18 protein-coding genes are annotated in these 20,152 nt (G+C 72.8%); 9 read left to right on the forward strand and 9 right to left on the reverse strand.

What is annotated here, in order from left to right; genetic code table 11:
• Positions 1 to 54: 54 nt before the first annotated feature.
• Genes nirD through LNW73_RS22355 form a run of 3 tightly spaced genes read right to left on the reverse strand, consistent with a single transcriptional unit; the run spans position 55 to position 4,411 of the window.
• A complete protein-coding gene (gene nirD, locus LNW73_RS22345) occupies positions 55 to 378 on the reverse strand; it encodes a nitrite reductase small subunit NirD (RefSeq protein ID WP_250991112.1) in 324 nt (107 codons plus the stop codon).
• A complete protein-coding gene (nirB, locus tag LNW73_RS22350) occupies positions 375 to 2,996 on the reverse strand; it encodes a nitrite reductase large subunit NirB (protein WP_250991113.1) in 2,622 nt (873 codons plus the stop codon). Before nirB ends, nirD begins: the two co-directional genes overlap by 4 nt.
• Positions 2,997 to 2,998: 2 nt before the next feature.
• The gene (locus LNW73_RS22355; protein ID WP_250991114.1) at positions 2,999 to 4,411 is read right to left on the reverse strand and encodes an NAD(P)/FAD-dependent oxidoreductase; all 1,413 of its coding nucleotides are present in this window, start codon (positions 4,409 to 4,411) and stop codon (positions 2,999 to 3,001) included.
• Between the two features lie 260 nt (positions 4,412 to 4,671).
• Here LNW73_RS22355 and LNW73_RS22360 point away from each other — a divergent pair, with 260 nt between their 5' ends.
• From LNW73_RS22360 to LNW73_RS22370, 3 genes are all read left to right on the forward strand, one after another.
• Entirely contained in the window at positions 4,672 to 5,130 is a 459-nt protein-coding gene (locus tag LNW73_RS22360) for a MarR family winged helix-turn-helix transcriptional regulator (RefSeq protein ID WP_250991115.1), read from the forward strand.
• Between the two features lie 76 nt (positions 5,131 to 5,206).
• The gene (locus tag LNW73_RS22365; protein ID WP_250991116.1) at positions 5,207 to 5,791 is read left to right on the forward strand and encodes a cysteine hydrolase family protein; all 585 of its coding nucleotides are present in this window, start codon (positions 5,207 to 5,209) and stop codon (positions 5,789 to 5,791) included.
• Positions 5,788 to 6,693 carry a GlxA family transcriptional regulator gene (locus LNW73_RS22370; protein WP_250975799.1) on the forward strand — a complete coding sequence of 302 codons (906 nt, stop codon included), beginning with the start codon at positions 5,788 to 5,790 and terminating at the stop codon, positions 6,691 to 6,693. Before LNW73_RS22365 ends, LNW73_RS22370 begins: the two co-directional genes overlap by 4 nt.
• Before the next feature lie 59 nt (positions 6,694 to 6,752).
• Here the strand turns inward: LNW73_RS22370 and LNW73_RS22375 are convergent, their stop codons facing one another.
• The 5 genes from LNW73_RS22375 to LNW73_RS22395 form a co-directional block, all read right to left on the reverse strand.
• On the reverse strand, positions 6,753 to 7,163 hold the full coding sequence (locus tag LNW73_RS22375; RefSeq protein WP_250991117.1) for a PIN domain nuclease: 411 nt from the start codon (positions 7,161 to 7,163) through the stop codon (positions 6,753 to 6,755).
• Positions 7,164 to 7,418, reverse strand: coding sequence for a type II toxin-antitoxin system VapB family antitoxin (locus LNW73_RS22380; RefSeq protein ID WP_250991118.1), 255 nt, complete (start codon positions 7,416 to 7,418; stop codon positions 7,164 to 7,166).
• A gap of 109 nt (positions 7,419 to 7,527) precedes the next feature.
• The gene (locus LNW73_RS22385) at positions 7,528 to 8,004 is read right to left on the reverse strand and encodes an OsmC family protein (protein WP_250991119.1); all 477 of its coding nucleotides are present in this window, start codon (positions 8,002 to 8,004) and stop codon (positions 7,528 to 7,530) included.
• A 44-nt stretch (positions 8,005 to 8,048) separates the two neighbouring features.
• Complete coding sequence (locus LNW73_RS22390) at positions 8,049 to 10,145, reverse strand: molybdopterin oxidoreductase family protein (RefSeq protein ID WP_250991120.1); 2,097 nt, start codon at positions 10,143 to 10,145, stop codon at positions 8,049 to 8,051.
• A 128-nt stretch (positions 10,146 to 10,273) separates the two neighbouring features.
• The gene (locus LNW73_RS22395) at positions 10,274 to 10,993 is read right to left on the reverse strand and encodes a SanA/YdcF family protein (protein WP_250991121.1); all 720 of its coding nucleotides are present in this window, start codon (positions 10,991 to 10,993) and stop codon (positions 10,274 to 10,276) included.
• A 178-nt stretch (positions 10,994 to 11,171) separates the two neighbouring features.
• Between LNW73_RS22395 and LNW73_RS22400 the strand changes: the two genes are divergently transcribed.
• The 5 genes from LNW73_RS22400 to LNW73_RS22420 all read left to right on the forward strand — a co-directional run bounded on the left by LNW73_RS22400 (position 11,172) and on the right by LNW73_RS22420 (position 15,967).
• On the forward strand, positions 11,172 to 11,627 hold the full coding sequence (locus LNW73_RS22400; RefSeq protein ID WP_250991122.1) for a gamma-glutamylcyclotransferase family protein: 456 nt from the start codon (positions 11,172 to 11,174) through the stop codon (positions 11,625 to 11,627).
• A 75-nt stretch (positions 11,628 to 11,702) separates the two neighbouring features.
• Complete coding sequence (locus LNW73_RS22405; protein ID WP_250991123.1) at positions 11,703 to 12,638, forward strand: sirohydrochlorin chelatase; 936 nt, start codon at positions 11,703 to 11,705, stop codon at positions 12,636 to 12,638.
• A 68-nt stretch (positions 12,639 to 12,706) separates the two neighbouring features.
• Positions 12,707 to 14,041 carry a deoxyguanosinetriphosphate triphosphohydrolase gene (locus LNW73_RS22410; protein WP_250975791.1) on the forward strand — a complete coding sequence of 445 codons (1,335 nt, stop codon included), beginning with the start codon at positions 12,707 to 12,709 and terminating at the stop codon, positions 14,039 to 14,041.
• A 187-nt stretch (positions 14,042 to 14,228) separates the two neighbouring features.
• Positions 14,229 to 15,491 (forward strand): NAD(P)/FAD-dependent oxidoreductase, encoded by a 1,263-nt coding sequence (locus tag LNW73_RS22415; RefSeq protein WP_250991124.1) that lies wholly within the window; start codon positions 14,229 to 14,231, stop codon positions 15,489 to 15,491.
• Between the two features lie 35 nt (positions 15,492 to 15,526).
• Positions 15,527 to 15,967: a GNAT family N-acetyltransferase gene (locus tag LNW73_RS22420; protein WP_250991125.1), complete on the forward strand. Its 441-nt coding sequence runs from the start codon at positions 15,527 to 15,529 to the stop codon at positions 15,965 to 15,967.
• A 91-nt stretch (positions 15,968 to 16,058) separates the two neighbouring features.
• Here LNW73_RS22420 and LNW73_RS22425 read toward each other — a convergent pair whose 3' ends face one another.
• Positions 16,059 to 17,969, reverse strand: coding sequence for a glycoside hydrolase family 9 protein (locus tag LNW73_RS22425; protein WP_250991126.1), 1,911 nt, complete (start codon positions 17,967 to 17,969; stop codon positions 16,059 to 16,061).
• A gap of 120 nt (positions 17,970 to 18,089) precedes the next feature.
• Between LNW73_RS22425 and dnaG the strand changes: the two genes are divergently transcribed.
• Positions 18,090 to 20,021 (forward strand): DNA primase, encoded by a 1,932-nt coding sequence (gene dnaG / locus LNW73_RS22430; protein ID WP_250991127.1) that lies wholly within the window; start codon positions 18,090 to 18,092, stop codon positions 20,019 to 20,021.
• Positions 20,022 to 20,152: the final 131 nt, after the last annotated feature.

The raw sequence follows: 20,152 nt of genomic DNA on the forward strand, positions 1-20,152 counted from the left end.
TCAATTCGCTGTGCCTCGGCCACATTACGTGACGTGGTCGGGTCGTATGGAGGATTACAGGGATCTGACGGCATACGAGTCGGTACTGACCGATTCGTCGTCCAGGCAGGTCCCGGTCGCCAGATCGAAGCGCTGCTTGAGCAGCGGCGAGGCGACGTACGCCCGGCCCGCCGCCGAGCCGAGCAGACCGCGGGACAGGACGTAGGCGCCGGTGAACGGGTCCCGGTTGCCGATCGCGTACAGGGCGCCGTGCCGGTCCTGGAAGAGCGCGGCCTGCGAGCCGTCGGGCAGCAGGGCGGCGACGCCCCGGCCCGGGGTCAGCAATGTGTCGTCGCAGACCGGGAACCAGGCGTCGTCGAGGAGGAGTTCGATGGTCATGCCGTGACCGTCCCTTCGAGGGTGCGGATGGCGAGGGTGGGGCCGGCGAGCAGCACCGGGCCGGCCAGCAGATCCAGATCGGGCTTGACCTGGTCGCGCTCCTCGACGAACCGGACGCTGGGGTCGGGCACGTCCGGCGCGTTAACGAAGGAGACGAAGCGGCTCAGCCGCTCGGGGTCGTTGATGGTGTCCGCCCACTCGTCGCGGTACCCCGCGACATGCGCGGACATCAGGGACTCCAGCTCGTCGCAGATGCCCAGCGAGTCGTGCACGACGACGTCGCGGACGTGCTCCAGGCCGCCCTCGATCCGCTCCAGCCACGCGGAGGTGCGCTCCAGCCGGTCCGCGGTGCGGATGTAGAACATCAGGAACCGGTCGATGAGCCGGACCAGTTCCGCGTCGCTGAGGTCCTGCGCCAGCAGGTCCGCGTGGCGCGGGTCGGCACCGCCGTTGCCGCCGACGTACAGGTTCCAGCCCGACGCGGTGGCGATGATCCCGAAGTCCTTGCCGCGGGCCTCCGCGCACTCGCGGGCGCACCCCGAGACGGCGGACTTGAGCTTGTGCGGCGAGCGCAGCCCCCGGTAGCGCAGCTCCAGGCCGATGGCCATCTTCACGCTGTCCTGGACGCCGTACCGGCACCAGGTGCTGCCCACGCACGACTTCACGGTGCGCAGCGCCTTGCCGTACGCGTGCCCCGACTCGAACCCGGCGTCCACCAGCCGTGTCCAGATCAGCGGCAGCTGGTCGACGCGGGCGCCGAAGAGGTCGATCCGCTGACCGCCGGTGATCTTCGTGTAGAGGCCGAAGTCCCGGGCCACCTCGCCGATCACGATGAGCTTCTCCGGAGTGATCTCACCGCCGGGGATGCGCGGCACGATCGAGTACGAGCCGTTGCGCTGCAGGTTCGCCAGGAAGTGGTCGTTGGTGTCCTGGAGCGCGGCCTGCCCGCCGTCCAGCACATGCACCGGAGCGCCGATCGACGGCGCCAGCGAGGCGATGACGGAGGCCACCGCCGGCTTGCAGACCTCGCAGCCCTCGCCGCCCCTGGCCGCCTCGCGCCCGTGGCTGTCGAGCAGCGCCGCGAACGAGGTGACCCGCAGCGCGCGCACGATCTCGTACAGCTCCTGGCGGGTGTGCGCGAAGCAGCCGCACAGCCCCTGGTCCTCGGCGGCCGGCAGCAGCTGCCCCAGCACCTTGAGGCAACTCCCGCACCCCGTACCGGCTTTGGTGCACTTCTTGATCTGCGGCACGGTGGTGCAGGAGTGCTCGGCAACGGCGCCGAGGATCGCGCCCTTGGTGACGTTGTGGCAGCTGCAGATCACCGCCGTGTCGGGCAGCGAGGACGGCCCGAGCTCGACCGGACCGCCGGCGCCCGCCGGCAGCACCAGCCGCTCGGGCGGCACCGGCGGCACCGAGCCGGTCATCGGGCGCAGCATGCCGTACGAGTCGGCGTCGCCGACCAGGATGCCGCCCAGCAGCACACCCTCGCGCGAGACCACCAGCTTCTTGTACACACCGGAACGGGAGTCGGAGTACAGCACGTCCAGGCACCCGGGCGTCGCGCCGTGCGCGTCGCCGAAGCTCGCCACGTCCACCCCGAGCAGCTTGAGCTTCGTCGACAGGTCCGCGCCCCGGAAGGAGCCGGCGTCACCCGCGATCGCCTTCGCCGCCGTCTCCGCCATCTCGTAGCCGGGCGCGACCAGCCCGTACACCCGGCCGTCGGCGGCCAGCGCGCACTCGCCGATCGCGTACACCGCCTCGTCCCCGGTGCGGCACTGCTCGTCCACGACGATCCCGCCGCGCTCGCCGACCGGCAGTCCGCACTCCCGGGCCAGCTGGTCGCGGGGGCGGACGCCGGCCGAGAAGACCACCAGGCCGGTCGTGAGCGTCGAACCGTCCGACAGCGACATCGCGGCGACCCTGCCGTCCTCGCCCGCGACGATCGCCTGGGTGCCGACGCCCGTGTGGACGGTGACACCCATCTCCTCGATGGTGCGCCGCAGCGCCTCACCGCCGCCCTCGTCGATCTGCACCGGCATCAGGCGCGGCGCGAACTCCACGACGTGCGTGTCCAGTCCGAGCCCCTTCAGGGCGCCCGCCGCCTCCAGGCCCAGCAGCCCGCCGCCGACGACCGTGCCGGTGCCGCCGGTCCCGGCGTACTCCTCGATCTTCAGCAGGTCCTCGATGGTGCGGTACACGAAGCAGCCCTCGGCGTCCTTGCCGGGGACCGGCGGTACGAACGGGAAGGAGCCGGTGGCCAGCACCAGCGTGTCGTACCCGAAGGTCAGCCCGGAGCGGGCGGTCACGGTGCGGGCCGCCCGGTCGACGGTGAGCGCGGGATCCCCCAGCCGCAGCTCGATGCCGTGCTTCTCCAGGAAACCGTCCTCGGCGAGGGCGAGTTCGTCCGGCGTCGTCCCGGAGAAGTACGAGGTCAGATGGACCCGGTCGTACGCCGCGCGGGGCTCCTCGCACAGCACGACCACCCGCGCCCGCCCGGTGACGCCCCGGTCGGCGAGCGCCTCCAGGAACCGCTGCCCGACCATGCCGTGGCCGACCAGCACGATCGTCGGAACCGTGGGAACGTCCGTCGTGCCGCCAGCCATCGTGTCAACAGCCATGGTCAGGAACCTCCGTCGTTGGTGAGCAGGTGGAGCAGCGGAGCGGATGTGGCCGGGAGCGGCTCGTCGGCCTCCCAGGTGCGGGCGAGCGTGCCCACCGCGGCGAGATCGCCGAGCAGGATCCCGCCGACCAGCCGGTCGTCACGGATGACGACCTTCCGGTAGGCGCCTCGGGTCGCGTCGGTGAGGCGCAGGACGTCGTCGCCGGGGACCGGCAGCGGGTCGCCGAACGCGGCGAGGTCGAAGGGGGCGATCCCGGTGGCGCCGAGGCGGGCGGGCTCTGCGGCGGTGGCTGCGGGCGCGGGCCCGGGCTCGGGTTCGGGGGAGCCGTTGAGGGTCAGCCGGGTCAGGGCGCGGGTGCCGGTGTAGCGCGGTGGGTCGGCCGGGCGGCCAGGTACGGGCCCCCGCGCCGCCTCGGTGAGCAGCAGCGCCAGCGCGTCCGCCTGTTCACGGGCCGCGTTGGCCAGGCCGTACACGACACCGCCGTGCTGCGAGCAGTCGCCGATCGCGTGGATGAACGGGTCGGACGTCCGCAGCTCGTCGTCCACGACGATGCCCCGGTCGACCTCGAGGCCCGCCGCCTGCGCCAGGCCGGTACGGGGCCGCACGCCGCAGGCGAGCACGACGAGATCGGCGCCGAGGCAGTAGCCGTCGGCGAGTTCGACGGACCGGACGGCGCGGACGGTCGGGGCGGCGCGGACCGTCGGGGCGGTCTGGGCGGTCTGGGCGGCTGGGACGGTCGGGGCGGTTTGTGATGTACCGTCCGGCGTGGTCCGCAGCCCCCGCACCCGGCACTCCGTGTGGACCTCGATGCCCATCGACTCCAGATGCGCGCGCAGCAGCCTGCCGGACTGCTCGTCCAGCTGTCGCTCCATCAGGTACTCGCCCTGCTGGAGCAGGACGACATGGGCGCCGCGCGCCGCCAGCGCCCGCGCCGCGGACACCCCGAGCAGCCCACCCCCGACGACGACGGCCCGTACGCGGGGGCGCAGCGCCCCGGACAGCGCCAGGCAGTCGTCCATGGTGCGGAAGGCGTGCACGCCCAGCGGCAGTTCACCCCGCCCGGCCTCGAACAGGCCGCGCAGCGGCGGGAGCACCGGGTTGGAGCCGGTGGCCAGCACCAGCCGGTCGTAGCGGGTGGCGGAACCGTCGTCGCAGATGACGAGGCGCTCGGCTCGGTCCACCCGCACCGCGCGCCGTATCGTGCAGGCGGCGTCCGGCAGCGTGATGACGTCCGGCTCGTACCGTCCGGCGAGGACCTCGGCGAGCAGCACCCGGTTGTACGGCGCGTGCCGCTCCTCCCCGAACAGGGTCACGCGGACGCCGGGGGCGGCGGGCGCGAGCTGCTGCGCCAGGCGCGCGCCCGCCATCCCGCCGCCCACCACCACGATCTCCATGCCCGCGTCGATGTCCATGCCCGTCAGCCTGCGGCGCGGCTGTTACCCGGCGGCATCGCGTCCGTTTCCCTGAGGGAACGGTGCCCTCAGCGCGGGACGTCGGCGGCTGTGAGACGGGCGGTCGGGGGCCGGGACGACGGCCGGCACGGGGCCGGGCCGGGCGGTCGCGCGGCCCGGAGCCGTAGCTGACCGGAATAAAGACTGCGCGTAGATGATCGATGCGCAGATTGATGGCCCCGAATCCGCTTACGGCCGGTGGGGGCGGGTACGGTCTGATGATGGCCGCACCCGACGACAGCCCCGGTTTCCTGTTCTGGCGTACCTCCCTCCACTGGCAGCGCGCCATCGCGGCGGCCCTGGCCCCGCTCGATCTCACCCACGCCCAGTTCGTCCTGCTGGCCGGGCTGTGGTGGCTCGACGGCCAGGGCGAGCAGCCCAACCAGCTCCAACTGGCCCGGCACAGCGGCACGGACGTGAAGATGACGTCGCAGGTGCTGCGCCGGCTGGAGGACAAGGGCCTGCTCACGCGCGTGACCGATCCGAGCGACACCCGGGCCAAGCGGCTCGGGATCACGCCCGCGGGCGCCAGGCTGGCGACCGAGGCGGTCGCCAAGGTCGAGGCGACCGACGCGGCGTTCTTCGGCGCGGCGCCCGACCAGGAGGCGCTGCTCGTCGCGCTGCGTACCCTCGCCGTGCCGCCCGCCGTGCCGCCCGCCGGACCGTCCGCCGACGCGTGACCGGTGACCGGATCGTTCCGCATCGAGGCACAATGGTGTCTGTACCGCGGACTCCGCCGAGGGCCAGGATCGAGGCATGAACCGAGCACTGATCGTCATCGACGTCCAGCAGTCCTTTCTCCAGCGCCCGCTGTGGCAGGCCTCGTCCAACCCCGGCATCGTCGGCCAGGTGAACCGCCTCGTGGCGCACGCCCGCGACGCGGGCGACCTCGTCGTCTGGGTGCTGCACAGCGAGCCCGGCACCGGCGGGGACTTCGACCCGGCCAGTGGCCATGTGCGGCTGATGGAGGGGCTGGCGCCGCTCGACGGCGAGCCGGTGCTCACCAAGACCGCGCACAACGCCTTCACCACCACCAACCTCCAGCAGCTCCTCACCTCGCGCGGTGTCACCGAGGTCATCACCAGCGGCATCCGCACCGAGCAGTGCGTCGAGACGACGACCCGGCTCGCGTCCGACCTCGGCTACGAGGTCACCTTCGTCACCGACGCGACCGCCACCACCCCCTGCGAGCACTGGGACGCGCCGGCCGGCCGCTCGGTCGAGGAGATCCTCGCCGACCCCCGCACCCTGCAGACCGACGACATCATCGCCCGCACCGAGTACGCGCTCGCCGGCCGGTTCGCCCGGGTGACCACCGTCAAGGAGCTGACCGGATCGTGACCCGGGTCGTCTTCCTGCTCGTCCCGCAGCTGCATCTGCTGGATCTCGCGGGCCCGGCGCAGGTGTTCTCGACCGCGGCCGACTTCGGCTACGGCTACGAGACCGCCTACGTCGCCGAGCAGGAAGACATCCCGACCGCCCAGGGCCTACCGCTCCGGGCGGCCACCAGCTGGCCCGATCTCACCCCCGACGACCTGGTGATCGTCCCGGGCTGGCGGTCCCGGACGCTGACCCAGAACGGGCACGTGGCGGAGTCCACGCTCCAGCGGCTGCGCGACCACCACGCCGCGGGCGGCGTCGTCGCCAGCATCTGCGCGGGCGCCGAAGCCCTCGGCCGGGCCGGCCTCCTCGACGGCCGCCGCTGCACCACCCACCACGACGTGCAGGACGAACTCGCCGTCCGCCACCCACGGGCCACCGTCGTGCGCGATGTGCTCTACGTGGTCGACGACCGCGTCGTGACCTCCGCCGGCATCGCCAGCGGCATCGACCTCGCGCTGCACCTCGTCGCCGGCCGGCACGGGCCGGGCGCCGCCGCCCGCATCGCCCGCAACATGGTCGTCTACGCCCGCCGCAACGGCGACGAACAGCAGACCAGTGCGATGCTCCGGCACCGCGCCCACCTCAGCGACGCCGTCCACCGCGTCCAGGACCTCATCGACACCCGCTTCACCGAACACCTCGGCCTCGCCGCCCTCGCCGCCACCTCCGGCATCAGCGAACGCACCCTCACCCGCCGCTTCGGCGAAGCCACCGGCCTCACCCCGCTCCGCTACCAACAGGTCCTCCGCGTCGAGCGCGCCGAACACCTCATCTCCCACGGCTCCACCATCGAATCCGCCGCCCGAGCCGTCGGCTTCGAAGACGCCCGCATGCTCCGCCGCCTCCGCGCCAGGGCCTGACCGGGCCGGGTTCTGGTCGAGTGAGGTGGTCCGACGCGGTTCGTGCGGCGTACCGGTCGCTATCGAAGATCGATCATGCGGACCGGTTGCCCCGTGGTGCGAGCGATGGTCTCGAAGTCCCGGTCGTAGTGAAGCAGCGTCAGACCCGATTGCTCGGCGACGGCCGACACGAGGAGGTCGATGGGCCCGGCGCTCCGGTGCTCGCTCTTCGCGGTGAGCTGCTCCTGTACGACCCGCGCCCGCCGGTAGGTGCCATCCGGGATCGGGCACCAGGCGTAGTGGCTGTCGAGGGCCGTCTTCAGCCGCTCGCGGTCTGCGGCCGACCGCGCCGAGTACAGAACTTCGAGCTCCGTGATGTCGCAGATCGCGACGAGGCCGGCGCCGATCCGGTCATCCCACTCGGCTGTGGTTCGGCCGAGCAGAATGCGGGCGACGGCGGAGGTGTCGATGAGGTAGTCGGCGACGCGCACTCACGCGCTCCTGCGGGTGGCCGTGGGCTCCTCGTCGACGCCGCCCCGGTATTTGCGCTTGTCCAGGAGGATGTCCACGTCCAGGGCACCGTCCGCGACCAGCTCGCGTGCCTCTTCCAGGGACCGCAGTCGACGGTAGCGGGCGGTGACTTCGCGGAGTGCTGAGTTGATGGTGTCGCGTTTGGTTGTGGTGCCGAGTTCTTTCGCGGCAGCTTCGAGGGCTTCGTCGTCCAGGTCGATGACGGTTCGACTCACCAGCGCACCTCCATGATGTACAAGCGTCTATATATCAGTATACATGATCGACTATACATTGGCGCCCGCCGCGCCCGCCGCGCCCGCCGCGCCCGCCGCGCCGGCGGCGTCAGGACTCGTCGCGGACCGTGATGACCGGGTCGTGGCGGACCGGGAAGTTGACCGAGTTGGCGATGAAGCAGGCGCGGTGGGCGTCGGCGTGGAGGGTGGCGGCCTTGGCGGCCATCTCCTGGGAGGCGACCTCGACCTGCGGGCGCAGGACCGCCTCGGTGAAGTGGCCGCCCTCGGGGGCGGTCTCCATCGTGCCGTGCGCGTGGTCCGTGTAGGCGGTGACCGTGACGCCGCCGACGGCGCAGACGTGCAGGTAGGCGAGCATGTGGCACTGCGACAGCGCGGCGAGGAGCAGCTGCTCGGGGTTCCAGCGGGTGGCGTCGCCGCGGAAGGTCGGGTCGGAGCTGCCGAGGATGGTGGGAAGGCCGGCGGCGGAGACCTCGTGGGAGCGGTCGTAGGAGCGGTAAGTGCTCGTGCCGGTGCCCAGGTTGCCGGTCCAGGTCACCTGTGTGTCATAGGTGTGGGGCGTGGGCACGGCGGCTCCTTCTGTTGATCTGCCGGACAGTGCCCAGCGTACGTTCAGCCGTTCGCGGGACCCGCAGCCTCCACCCGTACCGCGCACACCTTGAACTCCGGCATGCGGGACGTCGGGTCGAGAGCCGGGTTCGTCAGGGTGTTGGCGCGGCCCTCGCCCGGCCAGTGGAACGGCATGAAGACGGTGTCGGGGCGGATCGCGGAGCTGATGAGCGCGGGGGCGACGGCGCGGCCACGGCGGCTGGTGACGGCGAGGCGGTCGCCCTCGGCGATCCCCAGGCGCTCGGCGAGCTGTGGATGGAGCTGCACGAAGGGGCCGGGGGAGGCGACGTTGAGTTCGCGGACCCGGCGGGTCTGGGCACCGGACTGGTACTGCGCCAGGACGCGGCCCGTCGTCAGATGGAGCGGGTAGTCCGCGGACGGCTCCTCCGCGGAGGGCCGGTGCAGGACCGGGACGAAGCGGGCCCGGCCGTCCGGCGTCGCGAAACGGTCCAGGAAGAGGCGGGGAGTTCCGGGGTGCGCGGCGTCCGAGGACGATCGCGGGCACGGCCAGAAGACGCCGTCCTCCTCCGCGATCCGCCGGTACGTGATGCCCGAGTAGTCCGCGGGGCCGCCCGCCGACGCGCGGCGCAGCTCCTCGAAGACCTCCTCGGGGTCGGTGGGGAAGCCCTTCTCCCAGCCGAGCCGGGCGGCGAGCCCGTTCAGCACCTCCAGGTCGGTACGGACCTCCGGCGGCGGGTCGATCGCCTTGCGGCGCAGGATCACCCGGCCCTCCAGGTTGGTGGTCGTGCCGGTCTCCTCCGCCCACTGGGTGACCGGCAGGACGACGTCCGCCAGCTCGGCCGTCTCCGACAGGACGACGTCGCAGACCGCGAGGAAGCCGAGCGAGGCGATCCGCCCGGCGATGTGCGTGGCGTTCGGCGCGGAGACGACCGGGTTGGAACCCATCAGCAGCAGCGCGTGCACGTCCACGCCGAGCGCGTCGAGCAGTTCGTACGCGCTGCGCCCCGGCGCCGGCAGGTCGTCCGGGTCGACGCCCCACACCGCCGCCACGTGGGCGCGCGCCGCCGGGTCGTCCAGCTTGCGGTAGCCGGGGAGCTGGTCGGCCTTCTGGCCGTGCTCGCGCCCACCCTGTCCGTTGCCCTGCCCGGTGAGACAGCCGTAGCCGGAGAGCGGCCGGCCGGCGCGGCCGGTGGCGAGGCACAGGTTGATCCAGGCGCTGACGGTGTCGGTGCCCTTGGACTGCTGCTCGGGGCCGCGCGCGGTGAGGACCATGCCCTCCGGTGTCGCGCAGAACATCCGGACCGCCTCCCGCAGTTGCGGCACCGGCACCCCGGTGATGCGTTCCACCAGCTCCGGCCAGTGCGCCATGACGCCCGGCCGCGCCTCGGCCCAGCCGCTCGTGCGCTCCGCGATGAACTCCTCGTCCAGGTACCCCTCGGCGACCGCGAGGTGCAGCAGTCCGAGCGCGAGCGCCAGATCGGTGCCGGGCCGGGGCTGCAGATGCAGATCGGCGTGCTCCGCGGTGCGGGTGCGGCGCGGGTCCACGACGATCAACGTGCCGCCCCGCTCCCGCAGCTCCGTGAGGTATCGCAGCGCGGGCGGCATCGTCTCGGCGAGGTTGGAGCCGACGAGGATCACGCAGCCGGTACGGGCGATGTCCTCCAGCGGGAACGGCAGCCCCCGGTCAAGACCGAAGGCCCGCTGATGGGCCGCGGCCGCCGAGGACATGCAGAACCGGCCGTTGTAGTCGATCTGTGAGGTGCGCAGCACCACCCGCGCGAACTTGCCGAGCGCGTACGCCTTCTCGTTCGTCAGCCCGCCGCCGCCGAAGACCCCGACGGCGTCGCGGCCGTGCGCGGCCCGCGTCCGCAGCAGTCCCTCGGCGACCCGGTCGAGCGCCTCGTCCCAGCCGGCCGGCTCCAGGGCGCCGCCGGCGCCGCGCACCAGCGGCCCGGTCAGCCGGGCGCCGCGCGCCAGCACCTCGGGCGCGGTGCGCCCCTTGCCGCACAGCGCGCCCCGGTTCACCGGGAACGCGGGCCGCTCCACGACCTCGACGCCGCCCGCCGGCAGCACCGCGAGCCCCATGCCGCACTGCAGGGCGCAGTAGGGACAGTGCGTGTCAACGGTGCTCGGGCTCATCCGCCCAGCCTGCGCCGTACGTGTTTCGCCCCCGTACGCGACGCGGTTACGCGGCCGGTACGCGCACCTCAGCGCACCGCCGGGCGCCTTGTGAGGGGCGGGCGCCCTGTGTGAGGGGCGGCCGTCCGTCAGCGGGCCGCCGGGTCCGCGGCCAGGGCCCGCGTCACGCCCGGCTCCCGGGGGCCGAGGAAGACCGGGTCGGGCTTGACCACGACGTCCAGCGCCGCCTTGGTCGCCGCGACGAGCTCGCGCCCGCCGCCGTAGAACCACGTCACGTCGTGCGGCTCGTCGACCCCGACGCCGTACCCCTCGACGCCCGCCGCGTCGCACAGCGCGAGTGCCCGCCGGATGTGGAAGCCCTGGCTGACGAGGATCGCCCGGTCCACCCCGAAGATCCGTTTGGCGCGGCTGCACGAGTCCCAGGTGTCGAAGCCCGCGTAGTCCAGCACGACCTTCGACGCGGGCACGCCCTGCTGTTCCAGATAGCCGAGCATCGCGCCCGGCTCGTTGTAGTCGGTGCGGCTGTTGTCGCCGGTCACCAGGATCGCCCGGACCTTGTGGGTCCGGTACAGCTCGGCGCCCGCGTCCAGCCGGTGCGCGAGATACGGCGTCGGCTTCCCGTCCGCCAGGCCCGCGCCGAACACCACCGCCACCGGCTCCGGCGGTACGTCGGCGACCGCCCGCACCCGTCCGTCCGCCGAGGCCTGCAGCCAGGTCGCGGGCAGCAGCGCCAGAACGCAGCAGGCCATCACGGCCTGCAGGAGGAGCCGGCGGCCGCGCCGGGTCCGCGGCGGGCGCAGCCTGCGCAGCACGGCGGGCACCGCCGCACGTATCCGGCCCGGCTCCATTTCGGCGTCCCCTCGCTGAGCGACTCCGTCGCCCGGTCTGGCGTCCTGTCGACTCCGTCGTCCGGATCCACTCGGTCGTTCGGATCCACTCCGTCGTCCGGATCGACGCGTACGGCGCCGGTACGGTTCCGGGCACGATGGACGCAGCCGCGCCGCCAGCGATGAGAGGACCGCCGCCTTGACCCCGCCGCCCCCGTCCCGCCTGCCCTTCTTCGTCTACGGGACGCTGCGTCCCGGCCAGGCCAACCACCTGCTGGTGGAGGGCCGTACCGCACCCCCGAGACCCGCCGTACTGCCAGGAGTCCTGCTGTACGACGGGCCCGGCTACCCCTACGCGGTCGCTGCCCCGGCCACCGAACCCGTCACCGACACCGTGCACGGAGAGCTGCTGGACGCCCTGCCCGGCCAGTACGACACCGTCCTCGCCGACCTCGACCGGCTGGAGGACCACGTTCCGGGCGCGCGCGGGAACCTCTACGAGCGGCTGGCGGTGCGCGTGGTCTGCGAAGGACAGGGGCGCGACGCCTGGGTGTATCTCGCGGGGGAGGAGCTGGCCCGGACGCTGCGGGCGTCGGGGCGGATCATCCCGGGCGGCGACTGGGTCCGCGCCCAGCGGGCTCACAGGCCGTCCTGACGCTCGTGAGACCGAGGAAAACACTTGTCATCACTGTGCAATGCGGGCGCAACCTCCGCACTTCAGGCTCGGTCCATGACGGCGTCGACAGCGCATCCGCACCCGCACCCGGAGTTCGGCCAGGCCCCGGCCGACGGCTCCGGCAGCTTCGGCAGCTCTGACAGTCCCGACAGCACCGACAGCTCCGGCCTGTCCGGCAGCTTCGACAGTACGGCGCAGCTCCTGAACCGGATCACCGCTCAACTCAGCAGCCAGCTCTCCCACGTCACCCTCACCGCGGTCCCGCGCGGCCCGGCACTCGTCGCCGTGGCGCACGGCAGCCGTGACCCCGCGGCGCGGCGCACCGTGCGCGCGCTCCTCGACCGGGTCCGGGCGCTGCGCCCCGGCCTGCCCGTCCACCTCGGGCACATCGAGCTGAACGAGCCGCTGCTCGACGACACGCTCGCCGCGCTGCGCGGCGATGTGGTGCTCGTGCCGCTGCTGCTCGGCCACGGCTACCACGTCAAGCAGGACATCCCGCAGGCGCTGGCCCGCGCCCCGCACCTGCGCGGGCTGACCGCGGCGCCGCTCGGCCCGCATCCGCTGCTCGCCGAGACGCTGCACGTGCGCCTCGCGGAGGCCGGCTGGCGCAAGGGCCTGCGGCGCGCGGGCGTCGTGCTGGCGGCCGCCGGTTCCCACGACCCCGACTGGCCCGCCGACACCGCCCGCACCGCCGAACTCCTCAGCCACCGGCTCGGCGGCGCCCCCGTGCTGCCCGCCTACGCCTCCGGCACCGGGCCGTCCGTCGAGGAGGCGGTCGGGGCGCTGACCGCGCGTGGCCACCGGGTCGCGGTCGCCTCGTACTTCACCGCCCCCGGGCGGTTCGCCACCCAGACGTCCGCCGGGGCGCCCTGGATCGCGGCGGCGCCGCTGGGCGCGCACAGCGCCATGGCCCGCCTGGTGCTGCACCGCTACGACCAGGCGCTGGCCACCGCCGGCCGGACCGCGCCGCTGCACCTCGCCAGCGCGTAACCCGGTACGGGGCCGGAGGACCGGTGGCGGCGGCGCGTCTGTCACTCCGGAGCGTTACGGTCACAGGCATGGAAGCGAACTACCGGACCGACGCGGCGGCCGCGCACCTCGGGCCGTACGAGCGGTACGGGCCGTACGGGGACGCCGATACCGACCGCTATGTGACCGAGCCCGACAAGCGGCCGGGCCGTACCGCGTTCCAGCGCGACCGGGCGCGGGTGCTGCACTCGGCCGCGCTGCGCCGGCTGGCGGGCAAGACCCAGGTGGTCGACCCGGGCTCGGCCCTGATGAACACCAGCCCGCGCACCCGCCTCACGCACTCGCTGGAGTGCGCGCAGGTGGGCCGGGAGCTGGGCGCCGCGCTCGGCAGCGACCCCGACCTCATCGAGACGGCGTGTCTGGCGCACGACCTCGGCCACCCGCCCTTCGGGCACAACGGCGAGCAGGTGCTGGCCGAGGTCGCCGAGGCGTGCGGCGGCTTCGAGGGCAACGCGCAGTCGCTGCGGCTGCTGACCCGGATCGAGCCGAAGCGCTTCATGCGGGACGCCGACGGCACGATGGTGAGCGTCGGTCTGAACCTCACCCGTGCCGCCCTGGACGCCGCCACGAAGTACCCGTGGCCGCGCGGCGGCCACCCCACGAACCCCGGCAGCCCCAAGTTCGGGGCCTACGAGGACGATCTGCCGGTCTTCGACTGGCTGCGGGCGGGCGCCCCCGAGGACCGGCAGTGCTTCGAGGCCCAGGTCATGGACTGGGCCGACGACGTCGCGTACTCGGTGCACGACGTGGAGGACGGCCTGCACGCCGGCCACCTCGACCCGAACCTGCTGCTCGCCGACGCCGAGCGCGCCGACATCTTCGACTGCGCGGGGGAGCGGTACGCGGCCGACGCCACCCCCGACGAGCTGGCCGAGGCCCTCGACCGGCTCCTGGAGCAGGCGTGGTGGCCGCATGGCTACGACGGCTCGGCCATCTCCCAGGCCCGGCTGAAGGACGCCACCTCGCAGCTCATCGGCCGGTTCTGCCTGGCCGCCGAGCGCGCCACCCGCGAGGCGTACGGCACCGGGCGGCTCACCCGGTACCGAGCCGAACTGGTCGTGCCGCGCGAACAGCGCCTGGAGTGCGCCGTCCTCAAGGCGGTCGCCGACCGCTACGTCATGCAGCGCGCCTCGCAGGAGCGCCGCCGCGCCGAGCAGCGGATCCTCATCTCGGAGCTGTCGGAAGCGCTGCTGGCGCGCGCCCCCGAGGGCCTGGACCCGCAGTTCCGCGGCATCTTCGACGAGGCGGCGGACGACAGCGCGCGGCTGCGCGCCGTCGTCGACCAGATCGCGTCGCTCACCGACGCGACGGCCACGGCACTGCACGCCCGCCTCACGACGGGCCGGTCCGCCCGGCTGCTGTGAGCCGGTGACGCGGCGGGCCCGGGGGGTGTCCGAGGCCGCCCGTGACCGGGCCCGCGAGCACCTGTCCGGAGTACTGCGGGCGCGCGAGGCATACGAGGGGCGCTTTGTCGACTCGGCGCGGCGCTCTTCCCGCCAGGCGTGACGTAAGGGACGCTCGCAGGTACGGCATCTGTTGGGGAGGCGCACAGTGGTGGACGCAGACCAGACCATCGTCATCGTCGGAGCGGGACTGGCCGGCGCCAAGGCGGCGGAAACCCTCCGGTCGGAGGGCTTCACCGGGCGGGTGATCCTGATCGGCGACGAGCGCGAGCACCCGTACGAGCGGCCACCCCTGTCCAAGGGCTTTCTGATCGGCAGCGCGGAACGCGACTCGGTCTTCGTCCAGCAGACCGCCTGGTACGCGGAGCACGACATCGAGCTGCACCTCGGCCAGCCGGTCGTGCACCTCGATCCCGCGGCCAGGACCGTGCGGCTCGGGGACGGCACCGTCCTCCCGTACGACAAGCTGCTGCTCGCCACCGGCGCCGAGCCGCGCCGGCTGGACATCCCCGGTACCGAACTGGCCGGTGTCCACCACCTGCGGCGGCTCTCGCACGCGGAGCGCCTCAAGCACGTACTGACCTCGCTCGGCCGCGAGAACGGCCATATCGTCATCGCCGGCGCGGGCTGGATCGGCCTGGAGGTCGCCGCCGCCGCGCGCGGCTACGGCGCCGAGGTCACCATCGTGGAGCCCGAGCCGACGCCGCTGTACTCGGTGCTCGGCCCCGAGCTCGGCGGGGTCTTCGCCGATCTGCACCGCGAGCACGGCGTCCGCTTCCACTTCGGCACGAAGCTCACCGGGATCTCCGGCCAGGACGGCATGGTGCTGGCCGCCCTCACCGACGACGGCGAGGAGCACCCCGCCCACGACGTGCTGGCCGCGATCGGTGCCGCTCCCCGCACCGCGCTCGCCGAGGCCGCCGGGCTGACCCTCGCCGAACGCTCGGCGGGCGGCGGCATCGCCGTGGACGCGTCGCTGCGCACGTCTGACCCGAACATCTACGCGGCCGGCGACGTCGCCAACATCGAGCACCCGCTCTCCGGCGGCCGGCTGCGCGTCGAGCACTGGGCCAACGCCCTCAACAGCGGCCCGGCCGCCGCCCGCGCCATGCTCGGCCGGGACGTCAGCTACGACCGGGTGCCGTACTTCTTCTCCGACCAGTACGACCTGGGCATGGAGTTCTCCGGCCATGCCGCGCCGGGCAGCTACGACCAGGTGGTGTGCAGGGGCGACGTCGGCAAGCGGGAGTTCATCGCCTTCTGGCTCAGCGAGGGACGCGTGCTGGCCGGGATGAACGTCAACGTCTGGGACGTCACCGACCCGATCCAGCAGCTGATCCGCTCGGGCCGCACCGTCGACCCCGACCGGCTGTCCGACCCCACCGTGCCGCTAGCCTCCTTCCTGGAATGACCGAAGGACCGGACTGACCAGCGGAGGACCACGTCATGCGCACGGCCGTCGTACCCGTCGAGGAGATCTTCGAGCTGCGCTGGGCGGTGCTCCGCACCGGCCTGCCCCGCGAGACCGCGATCTACCCGGAGGACTCCCGCGAGCCCACCTTCCACATCGCGGCCTACGACGACGAGGGCGCTGTCCAGGCGTGCGTCACCTTCTTCCCCGACACCCTGCCCGGCGAGGGCGCCGCCGCCTACCGCTTCCGGGGTATGGGCAGCGCCCCCGAGGTGCGCGGCCAGGGCTACGGCGCGGCCGTGCTGCGGGCCGGCCTCGCCGAGGCCACGGTGCGCGGCGCCGAACTGGTGTGGTGCAACGGCCGTACGTCCGCACAGGGCTTCTACGAGCACCTCGGGTTCACCGCGACCGGCGAGGAGTTCATCGTCGAACCGAGCGGACCGCACTACATATTCATGATCAAGACGGCCGGCTGATCACGACGGCCAGGCTGATCACGACGGCCAGGCCACGACGGCCGGCTGATCACGAGGACAGCCTCGTGATCAGCCGGCCGGCCCGGCCGGATCAGCTCGACAGGTAGAACGCCAGCAGCCCGGAGGCGTCCATGTCGAGCGCGGGCTCGGAGCTCTGCCAGGACCGGACGTCGTCGACATAGCGACTTCCGTGCCCGGTGAAGGTCCCGAACGGGTCCGCGCCGCCGGGCTGGCACTTGCGCATGGCGTCCAGGTAGTCGCCCAGCCCGTCGGCGAACTGCGCGGTCCCGTTGGGCCCGTTGACGATCGCACCGGTGTCCACCGGCGCCTTGCCGTCCAGGCTCCCGGCGAGGTTGCCGAGCTGCCCCGCCGTGCACTTGGGGTACGTGGTGCCCGAGCCGACCATGAAGGACGTGCCCCAGGCGTTGGCGCCGAGCAGCCAGTCGAGCTGCTGGACGGCGAACCGGTTGACGGAGGTGTCGCCGGTCAGCCCCCGGTACAGCCGGGTGGTGGCCGCGAGGCCGAGGGTGTGCGAGTCGGCGTCGAAGTCGTTGTAGACCGCGCCGGCGTGGAACGGGTCCTTGGCGGCGCGTGCCTGCCCCGAGGCGATCTGCGCCTTGAGGTTCGCGACCAGGGTGTCGTACGAGACCGGCAGCCCGGCCGGGTTCCCCGCCGCCTTGATGGCGCGCGCCAGGTCCGTGTAGGCGAGCGCGCTGGTGTCGTACATGTTGAGCGTGTCGCCGGTCGTGCCGTACGCCTTCGCCCAGGCGGCCGACTGCTGGAGCCAGCCGGCGGCGCGGGAGTCGCCCAGCTGCTGCGCGGCCAGCGCCAGCTCGGCGCCGCCGAAGGCCAGGTCGTCCTGCCAGCTGGTCTCCGGGTAGTACGCGTAGGGGACGGTCGTGACGAGCTTGCCGGGCTTGGTGTCCGCGAGCGTGTAGACCTGCGCGGCGGCCGCCAGATAGCTCTTGGCCTTCGCGGGGTCCGAGGCGGCGTAGCGCTGCGCGCCGAGCGCGAAGTCGGCGGCGAGCCGGCCGGCCTGGTTGGGGCTGAGCTTGGAGCCGGGGGCGCCGGCCCGGAACACCGGGCGGTTGCGCAGGAACGCGTTGGCGGTGTCGGCGTCGTCCTTCTGCGGCAGCCGCCAGACGTCGTGGTCGCCGACGACGCTGCCGTTGTCGGTACCCGAGCCGAGGCCGACCTGGATGTAGAGGGTCTTGGTGTCGCCGTCCCACATCTTGTCGAGCCAGTCGAGGCCGTGCTGCGCCTCGGCGCCGAGCGCGGACGTGGGGGAGGCGCCGGTCTCACGGGCGGCGATCTGCAGCGTGGCGGCGGCGTACGTGGTGGTCTCGGTGAACTTCAGGTAGTCGCCCGCGTCGAACCAGCCGCCCTCGGCGTCGACGGTGCCGCCGAGCTTGGCCGGCGCCTTGGAGATCGTGTCGCCGTCGCCGCTGGTGAACTTGGGCCAGTCGTAGACGCTGGCGTGCGCGTCGTTGAGATGGGACGGCTGGCGCTTCAGCGACCCGGGTATGACGTCCCGGCCGTCGCGCTGGGCCTGGAAGAAGGTGGTGGCATCGGCGGCGGGCTTGCCGTAGACGGCCTTCGCGCTGCCGATGGTGAAGGCGGGCGAGGCGCCGGTGGCCGCGCCGCTGACCTCCAGGTGGTAGGTGCCGGCGGCCTGCACGGAGCTGAAGTCGATCAGGTAGACGGCCGGGTAGGCGCTGTTCCAGCTGCCCTGGCTGGTGCCGGTCTTACCGGTGGCGGCGGTCGCGCCGGTACTGTCGAGCAGCTTCCAGGTGGCGCCCGAGACGGCGCCCTTCGCCAGCAGGAACGCCTCCTTGGCGCCGCTGCCGTCGTAGCCGACCTGGTTGACCCGGACCTGTCCTGTGGTGGCGGCCTCGGCGGAACCCGCGCCGCCGCTCAGCAGGGCCGCGACGACGGCGGCGGTGGCCGTGGCCGCACCTGCCGCGAGGCCGAGTCCGCGTCGTCGACTGTGCTTGTGGGGCATGCGCCCACCCTTCCGTCGGTACCGCGCGCCATTAGTAAAGATTCTTAACAATTGGGGAAGCTAGTGGCTGGTCGCGGTGGAGGTCAAGGGTCTGTCACAGCTGGGCCTTAGACTTCACGAGTGGCAGGCAGGATCAAGGATGAGGACGTCAAGGCGGTCCGGGACGCGGTCCCGATCGACGCCGTCATCTCGGAGTACCTGCAGCTCAAGAACGCGGGTGGGGGAAACCTGAAAGGGCTCTGCCCCTTTCATGATGAAAAGTCCCCGTCGTTCCAGGTGAGTCCCTCGAAGGGGCTCTTCTACTGCTTCGGCTGCCAAGAGGGCGGCGACACGCTCGACTTCGTCATGAAGCTCGACCACCTCTCCTTCTCCGAGGCCGTCGAGCGGCTGGCCGCCAAGACCGGCATCGTGCTGCGGTACGACGAGGGCGGGTACAACCCCGGCCGCCAGCAGGGCGAGAAGATCCGGCTCATCGAGGCGCACAAGATCGCCGCGCAGTTCTTCGTCGAGCAGCTCGGCAGCGCCGAGGCCGAGATCGGCCGCAAGTTCCTCACCGAGCGCGGCTTCGATCAGGCCGCGGCGGAGCACTTCGGCGTCGGATACGCGCCCGCCGGCTGGGACCATCTCATCCGCTTCCTGCGCGGCAAGGGCTTCACCGACAAGGAACTGCTCACGTCCGGGCTGGCCAGCGAGGGCCGCCGCGGCGCGATCGACCGCTTCCGCGGCCGGCTGATCTGGCCGATCCGCGACATCACCGGCGACGTGATCGGCTTCGGCGCCCGCAAGCTCCGCGAGGACGACAACGGGCCCAAGTACCTGAACACCCCCGAGACGCCGCTCTACAAGAAGTCGCATGTGCTGTACGGCATCGACCTCGCCAAGAAGGAGATCGCCAAGACCGGCAAGGCCGTCGTCGTCGAGGGGTACACCGACGTCATGGCCTGCCATCTCGCGGGCGTCACCACCGCCATCGCCACCTGCGGCACCGCCTTCGCCGAGGACCACATCAAGATCCTCCGCCGGCTGCTGATGGACAACTCCAGCTCGCACGTCGTCTTCACCTTCGACGGGGACGCGGCCGGTCAGCGGGCCGCGCTGCGCGCCTTCGAGGACGATCAGAAGTTCGCCGCCCGCACCTCCATCGCGATCAGCCCCGGCGGCATGGACCCGTGCGAGCTGCGGCTCGCCGACGGTGACGCGGCCGTGCGCAACCTCGTCGAGCACTCCTCGCCGCTCTTCGAGTTCGCCATCCACAGCGCCGTCGCCCGGCACAACACCGACACCGCCGAGGGCCGCGCCGCCGCCCTGGAGGAAGCCGCACCGATCGTCGCCGGGATCAAGGACACCTCCATCCAGCACGAGTACGCGGTGTCGCTCGCCTCCAAGCTCGGCATCCTGGACGAACAGTTCGTCGTCCGCCGGGTCTCCCAGCTCGCCCGCTGGGCCCGCGACCGCGGCCAGCGCGGCCCGGAGCCGCGCCGCGACCGTCAGCAGGGGCAGGGGCAGGGGCAGGGTCAGGGCTCCGGCGGTTCGGGCCAGGGCGTCACCCGCCCCCAGCCGCCGCGCGGTCCCCGGCTGGATCTGCGCAGCCCCTCCCACCGGGTGGAGCGCGAGCTGCTCAAGCTCGCCCTCCAGCACCCGCACCTGGTCTCGCCGGCCTTCGACGCCTACGGCGAGGACGAGTTCACCGCCCCGCCGTACGCCGCCGTCCGGCACGCCATCGCCGAGGCCGGCGGCACCGAGCACGCGGACGACGGCTACCTCGCCCGGGTCCGGGACGTCGCCCCGGACGACACCGTCCGGATCCTCGTCACCGAACTGGCCGTCGAGGCCACCCACACCCGGCGGGCCCCCGACGAGGTCTACGCGGGCATGCAGCTCGTCGCCGTCCGGCGGCAGGCCGTCGAGCGCCGCATCAGCGAGGTCCGCGCCAATCTGACCCGGCTCGGCCCACGCGCCGGTGCGGATGATCTCAGCGCCGTCCAGAACGAGTTGTGGGCGCTGCAGCAGTACGGCCAGCGGCTGCGCGAACAGGGCACCGCGGCGCTGTAGGCCCGCCTCCCGCCGCCTTCCCCCAGCGGGGTTCGATGCGGTGACCGATCGAACGCACCCCGTGACATCGGCCCGAAAAACCCGGCGCACGCCCCTCGTGGCGGGGGTGTGCCGTACGCCACACTGGGGGG

The organism is Streptomyces sp. RKAG337 (assembly GCF_023701715.1).
GTDB lineage: Bacteria > Actinomycetota > Actinomycetes > Streptomycetales > Streptomycetaceae > Actinacidiphila.

Coding starts and splice junctions, on each gene's coding strand:
- nirD (WP_250991112.1), bottom strand. CDS start 378: ATGACCATCGAACTCCTCCTCGACGACGCCTGGTTCCCGGTCTGCGAC.
- nirB (WP_250991113.1), bottom strand. CDS start 2,996: ATGGCTGTTGACACGATGGCTGGCGGCACGACGGACGTTCCCACGGTT.
- LNW73_RS22355 (WP_250991114.1), bottom strand. CDS start 4,411: ATGGACATCGACGCGGGCATGGAGATCGTGGTGGTGGGCGGCGGGATG.
- LNW73_RS22360 (WP_250991115.1), top strand. CDS start 4,672: ATGGCCGCACCCGACGACAGCCCCGGTTTCCTGTTCTGGCGTACCTCC.
- LNW73_RS22365 (WP_250991116.1), top strand. CDS start 5,207: ATGAACCGAGCACTGATCGTCATCGACGTCCAGCAGTCCTTTCTCCAG.
- LNW73_RS22390 (WP_250991120.1), bottom strand. CDS start 10,145: ATGAGCCCGAGCACCGTTGACACGCACTGTCCCTACTGCGCCCTGCAG.
- LNW73_RS22395 (WP_250991121.1), bottom strand. CDS start 10,993: ATGGAGCCGGGCCGGATACGTGCGGCGGTGCCCGCCGTGCTGCGCAGG.
- LNW73_RS22405 (WP_250991123.1), top strand. CDS start 11,703: ATGACGGCGTCGACAGCGCATCCGCACCCGCACCCGGAGTTCGGCCAG.
- LNW73_RS22410 (WP_250975791.1), top strand. CDS start 12,707: ATGGAAGCGAACTACCGGACCGACGCGGCGGCCGCGCACCTCGGGCCG.
- LNW73_RS22420 (WP_250991125.1), top strand. CDS start 15,527: ATGCGCACGGCCGTCGTACCCGTCGAGGAGATCTTCGAGCTGCGCTGG.
- LNW73_RS22425 (WP_250991126.1), bottom strand. CDS start 17,969: ATGCCCCACAAGCACAGTCGACGACGCGGACTCGGCCTCGCGGCAGGT.